Genomic DNA, 21246 nt, shown 5'->3' on the forward strand with positions numbered 1-21246 from the left:
AAAAAAAACCTATCACCGAGATAGATATCATATAATGGCAAAAAAAAATATTTTCTGTTAAGATAGTAAAGTATTCTATTTTGGAGGAAATGACATGAAAAAAATCGTCAAATATTCATCTCTTGCTGCTCTAGGACTTGTTGCCGCAGGTGTACTAGCAGCTTGCTCAGGCGGAGATAAGAAAGATACTGCAACTAGCGAAGCAGCATCTGGTAAGAAAGAAATTATCGTTGCAACCAATGCTTCACCAAAACCATTTAACTACGAAGAAAATGGCGAGTTGACTGGTTATGAGATTGAAGTAGTCCGTGCTATCTTTAAAGACTCTGACAAATACAATGTCAAGTTTGAAAAGACAGAGTGGTCAGGTGTCTTTGCAGGCCTTGATAGCGATCGCTACCAAATGGCGGTTAACAATATCAGCTATACCAAAGAACGTGCTGAAAAGTACCTTTATGCAGCACCAACTGCTAAAAACCCTAACGTTCTCGTTGTGAAGAAAGACGACGACAGCATCAAGTCACTTGATGATATCGGAGGCAAGTCTACTGAGGTCGTTCAAGGGACAACATCAGCTAAACAGCTAGAAGATTATAACAAACAACACGCAGATAATCCAACTGTTCTTAACTACACTAAAGCGGACTTCCAACAAATCATGTCTCGTTTGAGCGATGGTCAGTTTGACTACAAGATTTTTGATAAAATCGGTGTTGAAACAGTTATCAAGAACCAAGGTTTGGACAACTTGAAAGTCATTGAACTTCCAAGCGACCAACAACCTTACGTTTACCCACTTCTTGCTAAAGGTCAAGATGAGTTGAAATCATTTGTAGACAAACGTATCCAAGAACTCTACAAAGACGGAACTCTTGAAAAATTGTCTAAACAGTTCTTCGGGGACACTTACCTCCCAGCAGAAGCTGATATCAAATAGTCGTATGAAATCATCCAGTCTGAGAAAGGCGGATGATTTCTCAATTTTTAGGTATATAGTTTCAAACTATATGTCTGCCTATCTAATAACAATTTGCTAAATCAAATAAAGTATGAGATACTATTACGGTATTATTTTTAAAGGAGATAGAATCATGAAAATTAAAAAATGGCTCGGTGTAGCAGCTCTTGCTACAGTCGCAGGTTTGACTCTTGCAGCTTGCGGAAATTCAGAAAAGAAAGCTGACAACGAAACAGTTGTCAAAATCGCAACAGTTAACCGTAGTGGTTCTGAAGAAGCACGTTGGGACAAGATTCAAGAATTGGTCAAAAAAGACGGCATTACCTTGAAATTTACAGAGTTCACAGACTACTCACAACCAAACAAGGCAACTGCTGATGGCGAAGTAGACTTGAATGCTTTCCAACACTACAACTTCTTGAACAACTGGAACAAAGAAAACGGGAAAGACCTTGTAGCGATTGCAGATACCTACATCTCACCAATCCGCCTATACTCAGGTAAAAATGGGGAAGAAAACAAGTACACCAAAGTGGAAGAAATCCCAGATAACGGTGAAATCGCCGTACCAAACGATGCAACAAACGAAAGCCGTGCACTTTACTTGCTTCAATCAGCTGGTTTGATCAAATTGGATGTTTCTGGAACTGCACTTGCAACAGTTGCTAACATCACAGAAAATCCAAAGAACTTGAAGATTACTGAATTGGACGCTAGCCAAACAGCTCGTTCATTGTCATCAGTTGATGCTGCCGTTGTAAACAATACCTTCGTTACAGAAGCAAAATTGGACTACAAGAAAGCACTCTTCAAAGAACAAGCTGATGAAAACTCAAAACAATGGTACAACATCATTGTTGCGAAAAAAGATTGGGAATCATCACCTAAGGCTGATGCCATCAAGAAAATTATCGCAGCTTACCACACTGATGAAGTGAAAAAAGTTATCGAAGAAACATCAGACGGTTTGGACCAACCAGTTTGGTAATAAGACACAGGGAGGTGGGAGAGAGTTTCCACCTCTTGCTTTTGTATAGAGAGTTGATTTTAAAGAGGCACTTGTGGTCGTTCTGAAGACACAAGTAGGTAGTAGAAAGAGAGAGAAAATGGTTTTTCCTAGCGAACAAGAGCAGATTGAAAAATTTGAGAAGGATCATGTTGCTCAGCATTATTTTGAAGTCTTGCGCACCTTGATTTCCAAGAAATCAGTCTTTGCCCAACAGGTTGGACTCAAGGAGGTCGCAAACTATCTGGGTGAGATTTTCAAGCGTGTAGGGGCTGAAGTGGAGATTGATGAGAGCTATACGGCTCCCTTTGTCATGGCGCATTTCAAGAGTTCGCGTCCGGATGCCAAGACCTTGATCTTCTATAATCACTATGACACCGTGCCAGCGGATGGCGACCAGGTGTGGACAGAGGATCCTTTTACCCTTTCTGTGCGAAATGGCTTTATGTATGGGCGTGGGGTTGACGACGACAAAGGCCACATCACAGCTCGTTTGAGTGCTTTGAGAAAGTATATGCAGCACCATGATGACCTGCCTGTCAATATCAGCTTTATCATGGAGGGAGCAGAGGAGTCTGCTTCCATGGATCTAGATAAGTATTTAGAGAAACACGCAGACAAACTTCGTGGAGCGGACTTGCTAGTCTGGGAACAAGGAACCAAGAACGCCTTGGAACAGCTGGAAATCTCTGGCGGAAACAAGGGAATTGTAACCTTTGATGCTAAGGTGAAGAGTGCGGATGTGGATATCCACTCGAGTTATGGTGGTGTCGTGGAGTCAGCTCCATGGTATCTTATCCAGGCCTTAAGTAGCCTACGTGCAGCAGATGGACGTATCTTAGTAGAAGGCCTGTACGAGGATGTTCAAGAGCCAAATAAACGAGAGCTAGCCTTGGTGGATACTTACGCCCAACGCAATCCAGAGGAAATTAGTCGCATTTATGGTTTGGAATTACCTCTCTTACAAGAGGATCGTGCAGCCTTTCTAAAACGGTTCTTTTTCGAGCCAGCCCTTAATATCGAAGGGATTCAGTCAGGTTATCAAGGGCAAGGGGTTAAAACGATTTTGCCAGCAGAAGCCAGTGCTAAGTTAGAAGTTCGTTTGGTTCCTGGCTTAGAACCGCATGATGTTCTGGAAAAAATTCGGAAACAGCTAGACAAAAATGGCTTTGATAAGGTAGAATTATACTATACCTTGGGAGAGATGAGTTATCGAAGCGATATGAGCGCGCCGGCCATTCTCAATGTGATCGAGTTGGCCAAGAAATTCTATCCACAGGGCGTTTCAGTCTTGCCGACCACAGCGGGGACAGGACCTATGCATACGGTCTTTGATGCCTTAGAGGTACCCATGGTGGCCTTCGGTCTAGGAAATGCCAATAGCCGAGACCATGGTGGAGATGAAAACGTGCGAATCGCCGATTACTACACCCATATTGAATTAGTAGAGGAGCTGATTAGAAGCTATGAGTAGAGATATTATCAAGTTAGATCAGATCGATGTGACTTTTCACCAAAAGAAGAGAACCATCACAGCGGTCAAGGATGTGACCATTCACATCCAAGAAGGGGATATCTACGGTATCGTTGGATATTCTGGAGCGGGGAAATCAACCCTTGTACGGGTGATTAACCTCTTGCAAAAGCCATCTGCTGGGAAAATTACCATTGATGACGATGTGATTTTTGATGGTAAGGTCACTTTGACGGCGGAACAGTTACGTCGGAAACGTCAAGATATCGGGATGATTTTCCAACACTTTAATCTTATGAGCCAGAAAACGGCCGAGGAGAATGTGGCCTTTGCCCTTAAACATTCTGGACTCAGCAAGGAAGAAAAGAAAGCTAAAGTAGCCAAGTTGTTAGACTTGGTTGGCTTGGCGGATCGTGCTGAAAACTACCCTTCACAACTATCAGGAGGGCAAAAACAGCGTGTGGCCATTGCGCGTGCCTTGGCAAATGATCCAAAAATTTTGATTTCAGACGAGTCAACGTCTGCCCTCGACCCTAAGACAACTAAGCAGATTTTGGCCTTGTTGCAAGATTTGAACCAAAAATTAGGTTTGACCGTTGTCTTGATTACGCATGAAATGCAGATTGTCAAAGACATTGCCAACCGTGTGGCGGTCATGCAGGATGGTCGTTTGATTGAAGAGGGTAGTGTTCTTGAAATCTTCTCAGATCCTAAACAACCTTTGACACAGGACTTTATCTCAACAGCTACAGGTATTGATGAAGCCATGGTCAAGATTGAGAAGCAAGAAATCGTAGAGCACTTGTCTGAGAACAGTATCTTAGTGCAACTCAAGTATGCAGGGGCTTCGACAGACGAGCCACTTTTGAATGAATTGTATAAACATTACCAAGTAACAGCTAATATTCTCTATGGGAATATCGAGATTCTCGACGGCACTCCTGTTGGAGAATTGGTTGTAGTCTTGTCAGGTGAAAAAGCAGCGCTAGCAGGTGCCCAAGAGGCCATCCGTCAAGCAGGCGTACAGCTAAAAGTATTGAAGGGAGGACAGTAAGATGGAATCATTGATTCAAACCTATTTACCAAATGTCTATAAAATGGGCTGGGCTGGTCAAGCAGGCTGGGGAACAGCCATCTACCTAACCCTCTATATGACAGTTCTTTCCTTTATCATTGGAGGTTTCTTAGGACTAGTGGCAGGTCTTTTCCTCGTCTTGACAGCGCCAGGTGGTGTCTTGGAAAATAAGGTTATCTTTTGGATTTTAGACAAGATTACCTCTATTTTCCGTGCGGTTCCCTTTATTATCCTCTTGGCAATCATGTCGCCACTGTCTCACTTGATTGTCAAGACTAGTATCGGACCCAATGCAGCCCTTGTTCCACTTTCTTTTGCGGTCTTTGCCTTCTTTGCCCGTCAGGTGCAGGTTGTCTTGGCTGAACTAGATGGTGGTGTTATTGAAGCGGCGCAGGCCAGTGGAGCGACTTTCTGGGATATCGTGGGTGTTTACCTATCAGAAGGTTTGCCAGATTTGATTCGTGTGACGACAGTGACCTTGATTTCCCTTGTTGGAGAAACAGCCATGGCGGGAGCGGTTGGTGCTGGTGGTATCGGTAACGTAGCCATCGCTTATGGCTTCAACCGTTACAATCACGATGTGACCATCTTGGCGACCATCATTATCATCTTGATTATCTTTACGATCCAGTTCTTGGGAGATTTCTTGACCAAGAAATTAAGTCATAAATAATGGGAGGAGTTCAACAGGACTCCTTTTTGTTTTCTCACTGAAATGCAAGAAGAGTAAAGCTTCTTTTTAGAAATATGCTATAATAAAGAAAGGTCCCTCAATTAGCAAATCAGAAAGTTTGCTGTCGAAGGGATGATAATGTAAAGGAGTTTGGCTGGTATGAATTATTTCGAGGGGAATGATTTCTTCCTTCTCTTGTTTGTAGTTTTACTGATTGGTTTTGTGGTAAATTTTTTTGAAAAACGTAAGGACTACTATATTTTGACGCTCTCCCTCTTATTTGCAGGAGCTATCTATGGTAAGAGTCGAGCGATGATGGTCTATTTGCTCGCCTTTGTCGTTTACCAGTATTTTCTGGTTTTTCTAGCACAGAGGATAGAGGCAAAGCGGCTGAAACCACTGCTTTTCCTTTCCATTCTTCCTTTGATAATCAATAAAGTCTTTGCTCTGACTTCTCTGCATTTGTTGGCCTTTATTGGAATTTCTTACATGTCCTTTAAGACCATTCAGATCATGCTAGAAATATCGGATGGCTTGATCAAAGAAAAAATCAGTGTAAAAGATTACCTACAGTTTTTGCTCTTTTTTCCAACAGTTAGTGCTGGTCCGATTGATCGGAGTAGGAGATTTTTAAAAGAGATAAACGAGGTCATGCCCCGAAAAGAGTATCTAGAGTTAGCAGGGGACGGTGTGTATCGTATCGTTCTAGGCCTTCTTTACAAGGTTGTTTTATCAACCTATGTTTACCAGATGTTACTCGCTCTAAATAATACTGGCACAGTCGTTTATTCAATCAAGTATATGTACCTCTATACCTTGTATCTGTTCTTTGACTTTGCAGGCTATAGTCTAATGGCCGTTGGAAGTAGCAACATTCTAGGTATTCAGACACCGATGAACTTTAACAAACCTTTCTTGAGTGTTGATATCAAGGATTTCTGGACCAGATGGCATATCACCTTGTCGACCTGGCTGAGAGATTTTGTATTTTCAAGAGTATTGATGCAGGTTATCAGGAAAAAATGGTTTAAAAATAGACTACACAATGCAACCTATGCCTATATGGTCAATATGTTGGTCATGGGTTTTTGGCATGGCCTTAGTGTTAGCTACATTGTTTATGGTTTTTACCATGGTGTCTTGATGGCTGGATTTGAAGTGTATCAAAAGAAAAGCAATTTTTATAAGAAAAATAAAAATAAAAACTGGTATAAGCTACTAAGTTGGTTTGTGACCATGCATTTGGTTATGATTGGTTTCTTTATCTTTTCAGGTGAACCCTATAAAATCTTACTGACGATTTTAAAGAGATAAGAGATTGAAAAGAAGTCTTCCAGACCGAAGGGATAGGATAAAACGAGATGATTAAATTAAAAGCATTTTTACTATCGCTTGTGCTCGTAATTGCGACGCTTGCCCTTTTAAATGTGACGTATGTCAAGAAGATTGATGATTATTATAAAGTCAAGGATAACAGTATTCGTTATAACACCTCGTATGAAAAGTATAAAAGTAGAGATATTCTAACAAGCAATATTACCCCCAATACACTGGTTCTAATGGGTTCCTCAGAGTTGGTTGCAACGATAAATGAGGACTATCATCCAAATAAAATTTTTAACTACAACGATTTTAATATCATGCAGATTGGGACCAGTTATTCTCAAAACATCATTCAGGCTACGACCTTGGGCTCTATTGAAGGATCTATGAGTAAGCGAAAAGTAGCTATAGTAGAGTCTGTTCAGTGGTTTGAAAAAGATGGGACCCATCAAGATGCCTTTTTGAATAAGGCTTCTCAGGAACATATTTTCCACATGCTAGATAATGACAAGATTAGTAAAGAAACGAAAGAAAAACTAATCAATCGCATTATCGAGATTACCAAAGGAAACAAGCAACAAAATGACATCTACAAAAAATACAAAAGTTATTTCATAGATGGAAAAGGAACCATTGTTGATAAAAAACTATTAGAGTTAGATAACGCGATGTATTCCTTTAAGCTCAAACGAAAATTTTATGAAAATCATGAGAAATCAGATTATCCTTCACTAGGGGATAAAACCCCAGACTATGATTGGCAGAAGATGACGGATCAGTTTGTGGAAGAGGTCAAAAAGAAAACAGACAATAATGACTATGCTGTTGATAATAACTACTACAATACTTACTTAAAAGATCGCTATGCATCATTGAGAGATTCTAATAAAGATTTGAGCTATCTGGAGTCACCAGAATATTCAGATATGCAACTCTTCTTGACAGTTGCTAAAGAATTGGGAATTGAAGTTGAGGTTATTATTTTCCCAGTAAACGGGAAATGGAACGACTACACAGGAGTCTCAAGAGAGATGCGAGAAAAAACTTATAAAAAAATAGAAGATGTCGCAAAAAGCCATGGTGCAACCGTATTAAACTATGGAAACAGAGAGTATGATGATTACTTTTTATTTGACGTGATGCACGTTGGAGTGAAAGGATGGATGGAAGTTGAAAAAGAACTTTACAAATTTGCAAACTAAGCTAACTAACACACATCGTTTAATCTTGTGGACACTATTTTTCTATACAGTCATCTTGAGCATCGTGATTTACTGTTTTGTGACTGATTTTTCGAATATTCAAGAATTTATCTATAGTGAATTTTAAGATTGTATACAAAAAGGCCCTGGAGCTAGGCATTGCCAGTCTTCAGGGCTTTTATCTTATAGTCTATCAGCTATTTTTTGACTTAGAAATTGCCCAACCACAGCCCCGATCAAGGCACCTAGAAGGATGCTTGAAACAAAGAGAAGGATTTTGTCCAACTCTGGAGCGACCATGATACGGTCAATGTATTCTTGGGATTTCCCACGCGCAAGTAAGGTGGCCATGTAAGCTTTGGGACGGATCCACATGAGGAAGATAGGGCCACTTGTGCTAAAAGCAAAGACAAGGAAGGAGAGGGTGTTTTTGATTCGGTCTTTGTAGTTTCCGAGACGAGCGATGGCATCTGCTGCAAGACCACAGGCGAGTCCTGGGAGAAAGGCACCAGCGCCATGCTTGCTAGCTAGGAAGAAAAGTGCCATAAAAAGTCCTAGAGTTGTAATAGCGCCAAAACGAGGGACCTTCGTCAAAAGAAGCATGTAGACACTGCCACCGACAAGGGCAGAAAAGGCAGGCGCGTAGAACATATTGCCTGTCTGGTCGACCAGGTGTCCTAGGAAGACTCCAATCCCCACACAGAGAAAGTAGAGGACGGCGGCTAAGAGGGTGGTTAAGATATTTTTCTTCATGAGAAACTCCTTGATGCGAATTAACAAAACCAATTGTATCACGCTTTTTGAGGATTGTAAATGGAAACTCTATATTTTTGAAAACGCTTGAAATATGATATAATGGTTACATTGTTAGTTTAAGGAGAGTAACATGGGAAAATTTCTAGAATTCGTCTTTAATCGTATCTTTTTGGGAATGATTGCGACAGCTTATTTCTGGCTATTAACACTAGCAGGAGGAGTGGTCTTTGGTTTGGCACCAGCTAGTACCACCCTGATGAGTTTGTATGCGGAGCACGGTTATACTTATCGAGCATACCATTTGAAGGAAGCTTGGGAATTGTATAAGAGCAATTTTGTCAAGAGTAATCTAGCTTTCTATAGTTTTGTGTTTGTGGATCTTGTCCTAGTTTATGGTCTGTATCTTCTAGTTCAATTGCCCCACCAGACGATTTTCCACCTCTTGGCGACCTTTCTCAATGTCCTTGTAGTGGCTCTTGTCTTTCTAGCCTACACTGTTTCCTTGAAACTTCAGGTGTACTTTGATTTATCCTACCAAAATACCTTGAAACTGTCCCTTATCGGGATTTTCATGAGCCTACCTGCGATTGCCAAGGTTTTACTCGGGTCAGCTCTCCTTGTAGGAGTTGGTTATTATATGCCTGCCTTGTTCTTTTTTGTAGGAATTGGAATGTGGCATTTCTTTATCAGTGATATGTTGGAACCTATTTATGAAAGTATCCATGAAAAATTGGCGACAAAATAGAATGAAGCAGTTCTGGCTTCACTCTCTTTTACGGATTTATAGTTTGGTTATGATCGTGGTCATTGCCAGTTTTGCGATTATGCTATCGTATGCTGACTGGGACTCGCGTGAGAAAGAGGCTCAACGGGTTGCAGAACGTGTGACCACTCGGACAGTGAGTGAAGTGGAATACTATCACAGAGAGTCAACCCGACTTGCTCAGTCTTTGGTTGAAAATCAGGCCCGCATCGAAGGAATTTACAAGTATTTCAGTCTCAGCACACCAGACTATTTCTACTGGCAATTAGAGCGTAAAACTTCGCCTTATATCTCTGTTTCTCTGTATGAAAATATTGATGATCTCTATGTTCGGAATGATTTTGTGACTGGAGTGGCTATTGTTCTTCAGGACTATAAGGAAGTGTATGTTTCGACTAGAGAAAAACGCAGTGGAGAGAAAATTCCTGCGGAGGGTTTTAAGCCGGCAGCCAATAGTTTTGCCATTCCTGTTTCCGATCCTGTGTCTGACAAGGATTTAGGAGTGATTTATATCTCCCTATCCCCAGATGTTTTACATGGAGCTATTGACAATACTCGGGGTCATATCCCAATGGCTGTAACAGTAACTTCGCCTTTTGAGACCGAGATGTTCCATATTGGGGAGAAGGTATCAGCTGAGCGAGAAAACTGGTTTGTGGGTGTCACCTCTCATGGTTATCAGGTTCGAGTTGCTGTTCCTAAAAATTTTGTTCTTACAGGAACTTTGACGAGTTCGGCTGTCATTATTGGGCTAAGTATTCTCTTTATCATCATTTTGTACGTGACCCTTAGACAGACTTTTTCAAATTACCAAAAGCAGGTCGTAGACCTAGTTGATTCGATCGAGGTGATTGCTCAAGGAGAAGAAGGCCTTCGAATCGATACCTCTGAAAAAGACCAAGAGTTGCTTCTCATTGCAGAAACAACCAATGATATGTTGGATCGCCTGGAAAAAAATATCCATGATATCTATCAGCTAGAGCTCAGTCAAAAAGATGCCAATATGCGAGCCCTGCAGGCTCAAATCAATCCTCACTTTATGTACAATACTCTGGAGTTTTTACGGATGTATGCCGTCATGCAAAGTCAGGATGAACTGGCGGACATTATCTATGAATTTAGCAGCTTGTTACGCAACAATATCTCTGACGAGCGGGAAACGACCTTGAAGCAGGAGTTGGAATTTTGCCGAAAATATAGCTATCTCTGCATGGTGCGTTATCCTAAATCCATTGCCTATGGTTTCAAGATTGCACCAGAATTGGAAGAAATGAGGATTCCAAAATTTACACTCCAACCATTAGTAGAAAACTACTTTGCCCATGGTGTTGACTATCGCAGAACGGATAATGTCATCAGTATCAAAGCCTTGAAGGGCCAAGGCTTCGTTGAGATCCTAGTGGAAGACAATGGTCGAGGAATGCCCGCTGAGAAACTAGCTAGCTTGCAAGAAAAATTAGCTCAACGAAGTTTTGAACACGAGGCAAGCTATAGTGGGGAGCGGCAATCAATTGGAATAGTAAATGTACACGAACGCTTTGTTCTCTACTTTGGGGATCGCTACCAAATCAGTGTAGAGTCAGCTGAGCAAGAGGGGGTTCGTTACCATATCACTATCCAGGATGAATAGAAAGGGTAGAAATGTATAAAGTTTTATTAGTAGACGATGAGTACATGGTGACAGAGGGGCTCAAGCGATTAATCCCCTTTGAAAAATGGGATATGCAAGTCGTCGCAACTGCTAATCACGCAGATGATGCTTTGGACTATGTTAAGAAAAATCCAGTAGATGTGGTCATTTCCGATGTCAACATGCCAGATAAGACCGGACTTGAGATGATTAGGGAAATGAAAGAGCTACTTCCAGATACCTATTATATCTTGCTGTCTGGTTATCAGGAGTTTGAGTACGTCAAAAAAGCCATGAACCTTAGTGTCGTGGATTATCTGGTCAAGCCCGTAGACAAGGTGGAGTTGGGCAATTTATTAGAAAAAATTGCGCAACAGCTTCAGGAAAAGGTGGAGCAAAGTCAGACCCTCAGTCAAGAATTGGATGAGACAGGATTTACGAACTACCTGTCAGGTAAAGACAGCTGGTGGATTGGTCTTTCCAAGGAAAAGCAGGGCTCTTTTACCATTCCTTACTATGTTTTGGGACAAGACTGGCAGATTTTTATCTCTGATCAGCCACTAGATGGCATCGTCGTGACACCATTTGAAGCACCCTACCAGCAGTCCTTTGAGAATTGGAAGATCAACGCTGAAAAAGCCCTTTTCTACGGTTCAGTCAATCTAGAAAAATCTGAGAGTTTGTTTGCTTATTATGAGCCGATTTATCGCGTGATTATCCAAGGAAATATCAATCAAATCATCGAAGAATTGACCCTGCTGGAGAAGGTTGTCTTAGAGAATACCCCGCGCGTGGCTATCACGAAGCAACTCTTTACCCAGTTTGTCATGGATGTCTTTCATTTGTTTGAACACCTAAAAGCAGATGATATGACCGAGATAGTCAAAGCTATCCATGCCATTAACACCTTTGAAGAATTGGTTGCCTATATCAAAGAAACCTTGACCAAGTTCTTTGGCCAGTACCGCATGAATGAAAATGTGGTGAGCGTGCTGGAGGTGATTGGGCGTGATTATCAGAAAGAGCTCTCACTTAAGGATATTAGCAAGGATCTCTTTATCAATCCTGTCTATCTCGGTCAGCTGATCAAGAGGGAAACCAACTCAACCTTTGCGGAACTGCTCAATAAACAGCGAATTAAGGCAGCGCAGCAACTCTTACTTTCGACCAGTGATAGTATCGAAGATATTTGCTATGCAGTTGGCTATAGTAATGTTGGATATTTCTATAAGGTTTTCCGTAAATTGTGCGGAAAATCACCGAAAGCTTATCGGAAACAAGTTGAAACCAGCTTGTAAAAGTTGTATTCCTGTACAAAAAATGCTATAATGTTCAAAATATCTTATGGAGGAAAACATGAAAAAGAATCCTATTTATCTTTGGGTCTTGTTAGTCCTATCAGCCCTTATTTCATCTATGTCATTATTTGGAATCTTGAGTCCATTGCCAAGTAAAGATGTGCTTCGTGCTAGCCTGGCGAATAGCGGGACGCTTACTGCTCAGCAATTAGAAGACACAGTCAACTATACTTACCAAGTAACAGCGTCATCGCACTCAATTTTTAATGTAGTTTTGATTGTTTTATCTGCTATTTTAGTTGTGGTAGCCTTTGTGTTCTTAGTTCGTAAAAACGTCCAATTTGCAAACTATGCTTATATTGGCTATGTTCTACTAGCTATTGTTGGTTTGGTTTATAGCTATATGAACGTTCAAGATGCAGTTCAATTAATCAAAGATACTACCCTCGGCTTAGGAATGGGAGCATTTGCACAAGGAACGAATATTTTATTCATCATTATCAATGTTCTCTTTTTAGCCTTAGTCTTTTACAAGATGTGGCGCCAGCAAAAGGATTTGGCCGAAGAAGTCGAAGCAGAAGAAGTTGCCTAAGTATTGACAAAAGAGAACTATCAAGTTACAATCTTGGTAGTTCTTTTACTATCCAAAAATAAAAATCGAGGTCAATATGAAAAAAATATCTTTAGTTTATATCAGTTTGAGTGGGAATACAGAGAGTTTTGTAACCCGACTTAAGGACTATCTCTTGTCCCAGCACGAAGGGATTGAGGTCCAAAAGATCCATATCAAGGATTTGGTCAAGGAAGGAAAAGATTTCTTTGAGATGGACCATCCTTATGTTGCCTTTTTACCAACCTATCTGGAAGGTGGGAATGGTGTCGATAATGGTGATGTTGAGATTCTGACGACTCCAGTGGGTGATTTTATCGCCTATGGAGATAATGCCAGTAAGTGTTTTGGCGTAGTGGGATCTGGCAATCGCAATTTTAATAACCAATACTGTTTGACTGCCAAGCAGTACAGTCAGCGCTTTGGTTTCCCTGTTCTAGCAGATTTTGAAATGAGAGGCATGCTGGAAGATATTAAAAAGGTCGCAGCGATTATTGCAGATTTGTATGAGTTAGAAACAGAAAAATAAAGTAGTACTGAAGGGCAGTTGAGATTTTCAACTGCTTTTTGCGTATACAAAAAGCACCCCGTAAGGGTGCCATTTATAAACTATCCTGCTTTTCCGATGGCAAGTGCATAGATAAAGAAAATAGCAAAGCCAAAGAGGAAAATCAACCCTGCGATAGCGAGGAGTTTTAGCCAAGAAGGAAGATTTTTATTCTCACGTGTCACCAATACATAGTTCAAAAGAGCGAAGAATGGTGTTGTCAGGAAAGAACCGATCATGGCAAAGCGAAGCATGGTTGAAACTTGTCCAGCAAAGAATTTAATAATTACGATACCAATGATAGCGGTAATGGTCATCCAGATGTTCAAAGATTTGCGAGTATCCTCTTTTTGACGAATCAAGAGTCGTAGCGATTCCTGATTGACACGAGAGTAGCCATCGATAACGGTGATGACCGTTCCAAAGATACAGAGAAAGGCGATAAAGGTAATCAAATAACGAGACCATTCTCCAAGAACAGAGGCATACATACCCACAAACTGAGAAATGTACTTGGCTGAAGCGGCTTCAACTGCTTGTCCTGTAGGATACTGAATAAGCGCTCCTAGTGCCACGAAGAATACAGCTAGGATAGCAGTTCCAATGTAACCAACGTTAAAGTCGAAAAGGGCGTCCTCTGTATTAAAGTTGACAGTCTTTTTCTTTTCAGCAGACCAGAGTGAATTGATGGCTGAAATTTCAATAGGAGCAGGCATCCATCCTAAGAGGGAAACGATGAAAGGGAGGGCCGCCATTTGCCAAGGTGTCTTTTCGACAAAATCAGAGCTATATTCTGGATGCTTAATTGCTGCAATGATAACTGCAAGAACTGTTGCAATGGTCAAAGCAGACATAATCCATTTTGCCATACCATCCAATAGTTTGTAGCCACCAAAGAGTAGCATGGCCCAAATGACTGCAACAAGGATAAGGGACCATTGAGTGATGCTAAGACCGATCATTGGGAAGGCACTGGCGATGATAGCTGAGCACAGAATGGCAACACCAGCTGTGTTGACCATAGCTGAAAAGACATTGAGGATAAAGAAAATCCAGAGATAGAGTTTTCTTTTTTCAGCATAGCCTTCCACCAAGGTTTTGCCAGTGTCGGCAGTATATTCGGCACCAAAACGGAAAAATGGATATTTAAAGACATTGGCCAAGATAACTAAGAGGAGTAGTGACCAACCATAGGAACCACCAGCTTGAGTGGAGGATACGATGTGAGAACCTCCAACGGCTGCAGAAGCCATTAGGATTCCTGGCCCCATTGCCTTTAGTTTGCTTGCCCAGGTTGACTGGTTTGATAACGTAACTTGTGACATAATAAACACTCCTATTTTTGAATTTTCAGAATAATCTGAATAGATAGCTACTATTCTACAAAAAACTTAAAGGAAATGCAAGAATATTTTGAAAAAATATAGAAAATTACAGAAAACTTTACATGTACTGATGAAATTTCTCCAAGGAGAATATAGTTAAGGCTAAAAAAATCCGAGAAGAAAGCTTCTCGGATTTTGATTATTTCAATTGATCTGTAACGTCTTTTGAGAGCAACATTCCCAGATGGTAAGTTTTATTGATATGTGCAATGACATCATTGATATTTTCAGTCGTGTGAATTTTCTCTTTGATATCAGACCTAAATGTCTCGTCCTTCAAGAGTTGCTCTTGGTAGAGTCTTTGCAGTCTTTCCTTCTCGTACTTATTGAGCAGAAAAAGGAAAACCAAGCTAAGTACAACGAGGATATAAGCATATTGGCTCATAGGAAATCTCCCAGTGTGATAAAGAAATAGTATACGTGAATAAATTGTTTCATTAAACAGCTACAAGGCCGAACAAAATATAAATGTTATTTTGCTCAATCGTTCGGATTGCTTTCAAGTAATTTAAAAGATTACGACATGAGCCTAACCGAATCGATATTATTTGGTTAGGTGAATTAGTGAAGCGTTTGGGCAACTCGTACTGGTTACGACGTAAAGAAACATAAATCGACAATATTTATGTTTCTTTACTAGTGAGGCGCCTAGCCAAAGTCCGAATAGGATTTGGTGTTAGTTACTTAGATTGCTTCGCAATCAAGTAACTTTGGCGATTTACATCTTCTCCGGCGCTTCTACTCCGAGCAAACGAAGAGCTTCTTTGAGGACCACTGCGGTTGCGTAGCTGAGGGCTAGACGGCTGTCGCGCTCAGGACTTTCATCTAGGATACGTGTATGTGCATAGTACTTGTTGAAAGCTTGAGCCAAACTAATCGCAAATTTCGCAATAATAGAAGGTTCAAAGTTATCTGCTGCACGATTGATAATACGTGGGAAGTCTTGGAGTAGTTTAATGATTTCCCAGCTTTCAGCATCCTTCAGGCTGTAGTTGCCAGCTGTATCTGGTTTGAAATTAGCTTTGCGCAAGATAGATTGGATACGAGCGTAGGCGTATTGAACGTAAGGTCCAGTTTCTCCTTCAAAGGATACCATAGCTTCAAGGTCGAAGTCGTATCCATTTGTACGGTCGGTCTTAAGATCATAGAACTTGATAGCCCCAACTCCAACAGCGTGGGCAACCTGGTCTTTATTTTCTAACTCAGGATTTTTCGCTTCGATTTGGGCCTTGGCACGACTGATAGCCTCAGCGATAGTCGGTTCTAGCAAGATGACATTTCCTTTACGAGTAGAGAGTTTTTTTCCTTCTTTTGTTACCAATCCAAACGGAACATGGACAATGTCTTGGCTCCAATCGTAGCCCATCTCTTGTAGTACTGCCTTGAGTTGTTTGAAGTGGGCAGATTGCTCTTGACCAACGACGTAGATGGATTTTGCAAATTGGTATTCCTTTTTACGGTAAAGGGCTGCAGCCAAGTCACGTGTGATATAGAGAGTTGCACCATCAGATTTTTTGATAAGGGCTGGGTGTTCAATTCCATATTTCTCAAGATTGACAACTTGAGCACCTTCTGACTCAACAAGAAGTCCTTTTTCAGCGAGAATGTCTACAACAGCATCCATCTTATCGTTGTAAAAGGCTTCCCCGTTGTAGCTGTCAAATTTGACTTGCAATTCATTGTAAAGGCGGTTGAATTCCACTAAACTTTCATCACGGAACCATTGCCAGAGAGCGAGGGCTTCCTCATCTCCATTTTCCAGTTTGCGGAACCATTCGCGTGCTTCTTCATCCAAGCTAGGATCTTTTTCAGCTTCAGCATTAATGCGAACGTAGAGTTTAAGAAGTTCATCGATTGGATGCGCTTTAACGGCTTCCTCATTTCCCCATTTCTTGTAGGCAACGATCAGCATTCCAAACTGTTTGCCCCAGTCTCCCAAATGGTTGACCTTGACTGTCTGATAGCCGATTTTTTGGAAAATATGTGATAAGCTATCTCCGATAACCGTTGAACGCAAGTGCCCAATAGAGAATGGTTTTGCGATATTGGGACTAGACATATCGATAACGATATTTTCTTGCTTGCCAATGGTTTGGTCAGCATAGTGCTCTTTTTCAGTGATAACATCCTGTAATACCTGAGCCGAAATAGCCGATTTATCAAGGAAAAAGTTGACGTAAGGTCCAGTAGCAACAACCTTTTCAAAGGCTTGACTATTGATTTTTTCAGCAATATCTGCTGCAATCATTTGAGGAGCTTTACGCTCGACCTTTGCTAGAGAAAAGGCAGGGAAGGCGATATCTCCCATTTCTGAGTTTTTAGGTGTTTCCAGTAAATTTAAAATAGCCTCTTGGTCCAGGCTATCAATGACGCTAGCCAACTCGCTAGCAATCAATTCTTTTGTATTCATAAGGGCTCCTTTTGGGCTTTTTTACTATTTTAACACAATTTACTACATTTTTTGAGAAAGAAAAGAATTTTTTTGAATTATCTATTTTTTTTGGTATAATGTAGTTATAAAATAAATGTAAAACTTGTTATAAATATTCACTTAAGAGGATAATATGAGAAAAAGAGAACGGCATCAATTGATTAAAAAGATGATCACCGAAGAAAAACTTGGGACACAAAAAGAGATTCAAGATCGTTTAGAAGCTCGTAATGTTTATGTGACACAAACGACTTTGTCACGTGATTTGCGTGAAATCGGCTTGACCAAGGTTAAGAAAAATGATATGGTGTATTATGTACTAGCAAATGAGACAGATAAGATTGATTTAGTTGAGTTTTTGTCTCATCATTTAGAAGGAGTTGCAAGAGCAGAGTTCACCTTAGTACTTCATACCAAACTTGGGGAAGCTGCAGTCTTAGCAAACATTGTAGATGCAAACAAGGATGAATGGATTTTAGGAACGGTTGCTGGTGCTAATACCTTATTGGTTATTTGTCGAGACCAGCACGTTGCCAAGCTGATGGAAGATCGTTTGCTAGATTTGATGAAAGATAAATAAGGTCTTGGGAGTTGCTCTCAAGACTTATTTTTAGCAAGGAGAGACGGAAAATGGCAACAGAAAAGCTATCACCCGGCATGCAACAGTATGTGGATATTAAGAAACAATACCCAGATGCTTTTTTGCTTTTTCGAATGGGTGATTTTTACGAGTTGTTCTATGAAGATGCAATTAATGCAGCGCAAATTTTAGAAATTTCCTTAACGAGTCGGAATAAAAATGCAGAAAATCCGATACCCATGGCGGGCGTCCCCTATCATTCTGCCCAACAGTATATCGATGTTCTGATTGAACAGGGCTATAAGGTAGCCATAGCCGAGCAGATGGAAGATCCCAAACAAGCGGTTGGTGTTGTCAAGCGAGAGGTGGTTCAGGTCATCACACCTGGAACGGTCGTTGATAGCAGTAAGCCGGATAGTCAGAATAATTTCTTGGTTGCCTTAGATCGTGATGGCAATCAATTTGGTCTGGCTTATATGGACCTGGTGACGGGTGATTTCTATGTGACAGGGCTATTGGATTTCACGTTGGTTTGTGGAGAAATCCGTAATCTCAAGGCTCGAGAAGTGGTGCTGGGTTATGACTTGTCTGAGGAAGAAGAACAAATTCTCAGTCGCCAGATGAATCTGGTGCTTTCCTATGAGAAGGAAGGCTTTGAGGATATTCATTTACTGGATCCACGACTGGCAGCTGTGGAGCAAGCGGCAGCTAGTAAGCTCCTCCAGTATGTTCACCGTACCCAGATGCGAGAATTGAACCATCTCAAACCAGTTATCCGCTATGAAATTAAAGATTTCTTACAGATGGACTATGCGACCAAGGCTAGTCTGGATTTGGTTGAGAATGCCCGTTCAGGTAAGAAGCAAGGCAGTCTTTTCTGGCTTTTAGATGAAACCAAGACGGCTATGGGCATGCGGCTCTTGCGTTCTTGGATTCATCGTCCTTTGATTGATAAGGAGCGAATCGTCCAACGTCAAGAGGTGGTGCAGGTCTTTCTTGACCATTTCTTTGAGCGTAGTGATTTAACGGATAGCCTCAAGGGTGTTTATGATATCGAACGCTTGGCTAGTCGGGTTTCTTTTGGCAAGACCAATCCCAAGGATCTCTTGCAGTTGGCGACCACCTTATCCAGTGTGCCACGGATTCGAGCGATTTTAGAAGGAATGGAGCAACCTGCCCTAGCCTATCTTATCGAACAGTTAGATGCCATCCCTGAGTTGGAGAGCTTGATTAGTGCTGCCATTGCTCCTGAAGCTCCTCACGTGATTACGGAAGGTGGCATTATCCGTACGGGATTTGATGAGACCTTGGATAAATATCGTCGTGTCCTCAGAGAAGGGACTAGCTGGATTGCTGAGATTGAGGCTAAGGAGCGGGAAAACTCTGGCATCAGCACGCTTAAGATTGACTACAATAAAAAAGATGGCTACTATTTCCATGTGACTAATTCGCAACTGGGAAATGTGCCAGCCCACTTTTTCCGCAAGGCAACGCTGAAAAACTCAGAACGCTTTGGTACCGAAGAATTAGCCCGTATCGAGGGAGATATGCTGGAGGCGCGTGAGAAGTCAGCCAACCTAGAATACGAAATCTTTATGCGCATCCGTGAGGAAGTCAGCAAGTACATCCAGCGTTTGCAGGCTCTAGCCCAAGGAATTGCGACCGTTGATGTCTTGCAAAGTCTCGCAGTTGTAGCTGAAACCCAGCATTTGATCCGACCTGAGTTTGGGGATGATTCGCAGATCAATATCCAGAAAGGGCGCCATGCTGTCGTTGAAAAGGTCATGGGAGCTCAGACCTATATTCCAAATAGTATCCAGATGGCAGAAGATACCAGTATTCAATTGATTACAGGGCCCAACATGAGTGGGAAGTCTACCTACATGCGCCAGCTAGCCATGACGGCGGTTATGGCTCAGCTGGGTTCTTATGTGCCGGCAGAAAGCGCCCATTTGCCTATCTTCGATGCCATCTTTACCCGTATCGGAGCAGCAGATGACTTGGTTTCAGGTCAATCAACCTTTATGGTGGAGATGATGGAGGCCAACAATGCCATTTCGCATGCGACCAAGGATTCCTTGATTCTCTTTGATGAATTGGGACGCGGAACTGCAACTTATGACGGAATGGCTCTGGCCCAATCCATCATCGAATACATCCATGAACATATCGGAGCCAAAACCCTCTTTGCTACCCACTACCATGAGTTGACCAGTCTGGAGTCCAGCTTGAAAAACTTGGTCAATGTCCACGTGGCAACCTTAGAACAGGATGGACAGGTCACCTTCCTTCACAAGATCGAACCAGGACCAGCTGACAAATCCTACGGTATCCACGTTGCTAAGATTGCTGGCTTACCAGCAGAACTTTTAGCAAGGGCGGATAAGATATTGACTCAACTGGAGAATCAAGGGACGGAAAGTCCTGCTCCCATGAGAGAAACAAGCGCTGTTACTGAACAGATGTCACTCTTTGACACGCCTGCAGAGCATCCTATCCTAGCAGAATTAGCTAAACTGGATGTATACAATATGACACCTATGCAGGCTATGAATGTCTTGGTCGAGCTCAAACAAAAATTATAAAAAGAGCCCACTCATATTTTTATGAGTGGGATTTTTCTCTATTACTTTTTATGGGCCAAGAGTTGATTGATGTGGTCTACTTTTTTTGCTTCTCTTTTATAGAGAATAGCCCAGATGATAAGGTAGACAATCGCAAACTCCGGAATGAGCTGGAGATAGAAGGTCCAGTGGAAGGGGAACCAACCAGCCAGAGTTGCCAGTGGAACAAAGCCAGCCAGCATGAGGAAGAAATGGGAAAGCGTTGCACGGAGCAAGCTCCAGTCACGGCTGAATAAGCGACTGCCAAAGCTAAAGAGAACGCCGATAGCTGACCAGATGATCATACAGTAGAGCAAGATCAAGGCACCATGAACCTGATGTTCCACCATCACTTGTCCGACTAGAGAATCGGGACTAAGTGGAGCGTAGGTATTTGGTGCATAAATGAGTGAAAAGAGGATAGAGAGGATGAGGCCGATAAGAACACCAGCGGCTGCATCGTGAAAGATTTGTTTTTTCATAGTTCTAATTTCTCCTTGATGGTTTTTAGGTAACGGCGTGAAGAGTAGGTGAAGCTTTCGTTTTTTAAGAAAATTTCAACCAGACCGTTGGGCGTGAGTTTGAGATGAGAGATAGCGTCAATATTAACGATTTCAGATTGGGAAATTTGGATAAAAGTGGTCGGCAGAATTTCAAGAATCTGATAGAGTCACAAATCAATACTGTAGGTCTGACTAGCAGTTTCTGCTAGAACCTTTCGATTCTCTATATAGAAGCGTTGAATCTTACAAATCTTAACTAGATAGACCTGACCATCAATCTTTCCTTTGATTGTTTCTTTTTGGTCAAGATTTTCAGCAAATTCGATGACTTTTTGGACTTTTTTGGTTTCTTGAGGTGCTTGGACAATCAGCTTTTCTTCCTTGTAAAACTCGCTAATCTGTAGTTCTACTTTCATAAATTTCTCTCCT

Annotated in this window: 19 protein-coding genes and 1 pseudogene; 14 read left to right on the forward strand and 6 right to left on the reverse strand. The window is 41.5% G+C overall.

Features of this window, described 5'->3' with window-relative positions; translation table 11 throughout:
• The first annotated feature begins 94 nt into the window (after positions 1 to 94).
• The 7 genes from M1F63_RS00630 (at position 95) to dltD (ending at position 7711) form a co-directional block, all read left to right on the forward strand.
• Positions 95 to 937: an amino acid ABC transporter substrate-binding protein gene (locus M1F63_RS00630; protein ID WP_247940482.1), complete on the forward strand. Its 843-nt coding sequence runs from the start codon at positions 95 to 97 to the stop codon at positions 935 to 937.
• Positions 938 to 1091: 154 nt separating this feature from the next.
• Entirely contained in the window at positions 1092 to 1946 is an 855-nt protein-coding gene (locus M1F63_RS00635; RefSeq protein WP_000694535.1) for a MetQ/NlpA family ABC transporter substrate-binding protein, read from the forward strand.
• A 118-nt stretch (positions 1947 to 2064) separates the two neighbouring features.
• A complete protein-coding gene (locus M1F63_RS00640) occupies positions 2065 to 3438 on the forward strand; it encodes a M20 family metallopeptidase (RefSeq protein ID WP_000231780.1) in 1374 nt (457 codons plus the stop codon).
• Positions 3431 to 4492 carry a methionine ABC transporter ATP-binding protein gene (locus tag M1F63_RS00645; protein WP_000085680.1) on the forward strand — a complete coding sequence of 354 codons (1062 nt, stop codon included), beginning with the start codon at positions 3431 to 3433 and terminating at the stop codon, positions 4490 to 4492. Before M1F63_RS00640 ends, M1F63_RS00645 begins: the two co-directional genes overlap by 8 nt.
• Before the next feature lies 1 nt (position 4493).
• Positions 4494 to 5186: a methionine ABC transporter permease gene (locus M1F63_RS00650; RefSeq protein WP_000444640.1), complete on the forward strand. Its 693-nt coding sequence runs from the start codon at positions 4494 to 4496 to the stop codon at positions 5184 to 5186.
• A gap of 159 nt (positions 5187 to 5345) precedes the next feature.
• Positions 5346 to 6500 carry a D-alanyl-lipoteichoic acid biosynthesis protein DltB gene (dltB, locus tag M1F63_RS00655; RefSeq protein WP_247940483.1) on the forward strand — a complete coding sequence of 385 codons (1155 nt, stop codon included), beginning with the start codon at positions 5346 to 5348 and terminating at the stop codon, positions 6498 to 6500.
• 47 nt (positions 6501 to 6547) lie between these two features.
• The gene (dltD, locus tag M1F63_RS00660) at positions 6548 to 7711 is read left to right on the forward strand and encodes a D-alanyl-lipoteichoic acid biosynthesis protein DltD (RefSeq protein WP_247940484.1); all 1164 of its coding nucleotides are present in this window, start codon (positions 6548 to 6550) and stop codon (positions 7709 to 7711) included.
• A gap of 183 nt (positions 7712 to 7894) precedes the next feature.
• On the opposite strand, the gene M1F63_RS00665 is transcribed toward dltD, so the two are convergent.
• Positions 7895 to 8464: an MptD family putative ECF transporter S component gene (locus M1F63_RS00665; protein ID WP_247940485.1), complete on the reverse strand. Its 570-nt coding sequence runs from the start codon at positions 8462 to 8464 to the stop codon at positions 7895 to 7897.
• A gap of 133 nt (positions 8465 to 8597) precedes the next feature.
• On the opposite strand from M1F63_RS00665, the gene M1F63_RS00670 reads away from it, so the two are divergent.
• The 5 genes from M1F63_RS00670 to nrdI all read left to right on the forward strand — a co-directional run bounded on the left by M1F63_RS00670 (position 8598) and on the right by nrdI (position 13297).
• On the forward strand, positions 8598 to 9212 hold the full coding sequence (locus tag M1F63_RS00670; protein ID WP_247940486.1) for a YesL family protein: 615 nt from the start codon (positions 8598 to 8600) through the stop codon (positions 9210 to 9212).
• Entirely contained in the window at positions 9190 to 10860 is a 1671-nt protein-coding gene (locus M1F63_RS00675; protein ID WP_125412880.1) for a sensor histidine kinase, read from the forward strand. The genes M1F63_RS00670 and M1F63_RS00675 overlap by 23 nt, the downstream gene beginning before the upstream one ends.
• A gap of 11 nt (positions 10861 to 10871) precedes the next feature.
• Positions 10872 to 12158 (forward strand): response regulator transcription factor, encoded by a 1287-nt coding sequence (locus tag M1F63_RS00680; protein WP_000278921.1) that lies wholly within the window; start codon positions 10872 to 10874, stop codon positions 12156 to 12158.
• A gap of 58 nt (positions 12159 to 12216) precedes the next feature.
• Positions 12217 to 12750: an ABC transporter permease gene (locus M1F63_RS00685; RefSeq protein ID WP_216732506.1), complete on the forward strand. Its 534-nt coding sequence runs from the start codon at positions 12217 to 12219 to the stop codon at positions 12748 to 12750.
• Between the two features lie 76 nt (positions 12751 to 12826).
• The gene (nrdI, locus tag M1F63_RS00690) at positions 12827 to 13297 is read left to right on the forward strand and encodes a class Ib ribonucleoside-diphosphate reductase assembly flavoprotein NrdI (RefSeq protein WP_247940487.1); all 471 of its coding nucleotides are present in this window, start codon (positions 12827 to 12829) and stop codon (positions 13295 to 13297) included.
• Positions 13298 to 13377: 80 nt separating this feature from the next.
• On the opposite strand, the gene M1F63_RS00695 is transcribed toward nrdI, so the two are convergent.
• From M1F63_RS00695 to argS, 3 genes are all read right to left on the reverse strand, one after another.
• On the reverse strand, positions 13378 to 14640 hold the full coding sequence (locus M1F63_RS00695) for an NRAMP family divalent metal transporter (protein WP_247940488.1): 1263 nt from the start codon (positions 14638 to 14640) through the stop codon (positions 13378 to 13380).
• Between the two features lie 199 nt (positions 14641 to 14839).
• Positions 14840 to 15085, reverse strand: coding sequence for a hypothetical protein (locus M1F63_RS00700; protein ID WP_000084865.1), 246 nt, complete (start codon positions 15083 to 15085; stop codon positions 14840 to 14842).
• A gap of 333 nt (positions 15086 to 15418) precedes the next feature.
• On the reverse strand, positions 15419 to 17110 hold the full coding sequence (argS, locus tag M1F63_RS00705; protein WP_247940489.1) for an arginine--tRNA ligase: 1692 nt from the start codon (positions 17108 to 17110) through the stop codon (positions 15419 to 15421).
• A 154-nt stretch (positions 17111 to 17264) separates the two neighbouring features.
• On the opposite strand from argS, the gene argR reads away from it, so the two are divergent.
• Together argR and mutS are read left to right on the forward strand one after the other, a co-directional pair.
• Positions 17265 to 17711 carry an arginine repressor gene (gene argR / locus M1F63_RS00710; RefSeq protein ID WP_001231483.1) on the forward strand — a complete coding sequence of 149 codons (447 nt, stop codon included), beginning with the start codon at positions 17265 to 17267 and terminating at the stop codon, positions 17709 to 17711.
• A gap of 50 nt (positions 17712 to 17761) precedes the next feature.
• Positions 17762 to 20296 (forward strand): DNA mismatch repair protein MutS, encoded by a 2535-nt coding sequence (mutS, locus tag M1F63_RS00715; RefSeq protein ID WP_247940490.1) that lies wholly within the window; start codon positions 17762 to 17764, stop codon positions 20294 to 20296.
• Positions 20297 to 20337: 41 nt separating this feature from the next.
• Here mutS and M1F63_RS00720 read toward each other — a convergent pair whose 3' ends face one another.
• Together M1F63_RS00720 and M1F63_RS00725 are read right to left on the reverse strand one after the other, a co-directional pair.
• On the reverse strand, positions 20338 to 20796 hold the full coding sequence (locus tag M1F63_RS00720; protein WP_247940491.1) for a DUF3021 domain-containing protein: 459 nt from the start codon (positions 20794 to 20796) through the stop codon (positions 20338 to 20340).
• A pseudogene (locus M1F63_RS00725) lies at positions 20793 to 21233 on the reverse strand (LytTR family DNA-binding domain-containing protein). The gene M1F63_RS00720 and the pseudogene M1F63_RS00725 overlap by 4 nt, the downstream one beginning before the upstream one ends.
• Between the last annotated feature and the right edge of the window lie 13 nt (positions 21234 to 21246).

Origin of the sequence: Streptococcus oralis (genome assembly GCF_023109155.1) — a bacterium.
In the GTDB taxonomy this organism is placed as follows: Bacteria; Bacillota; Bacilli; order Lactobacillales; family Streptococcaceae; genus Streptococcus; species Streptococcus oralis_BZ.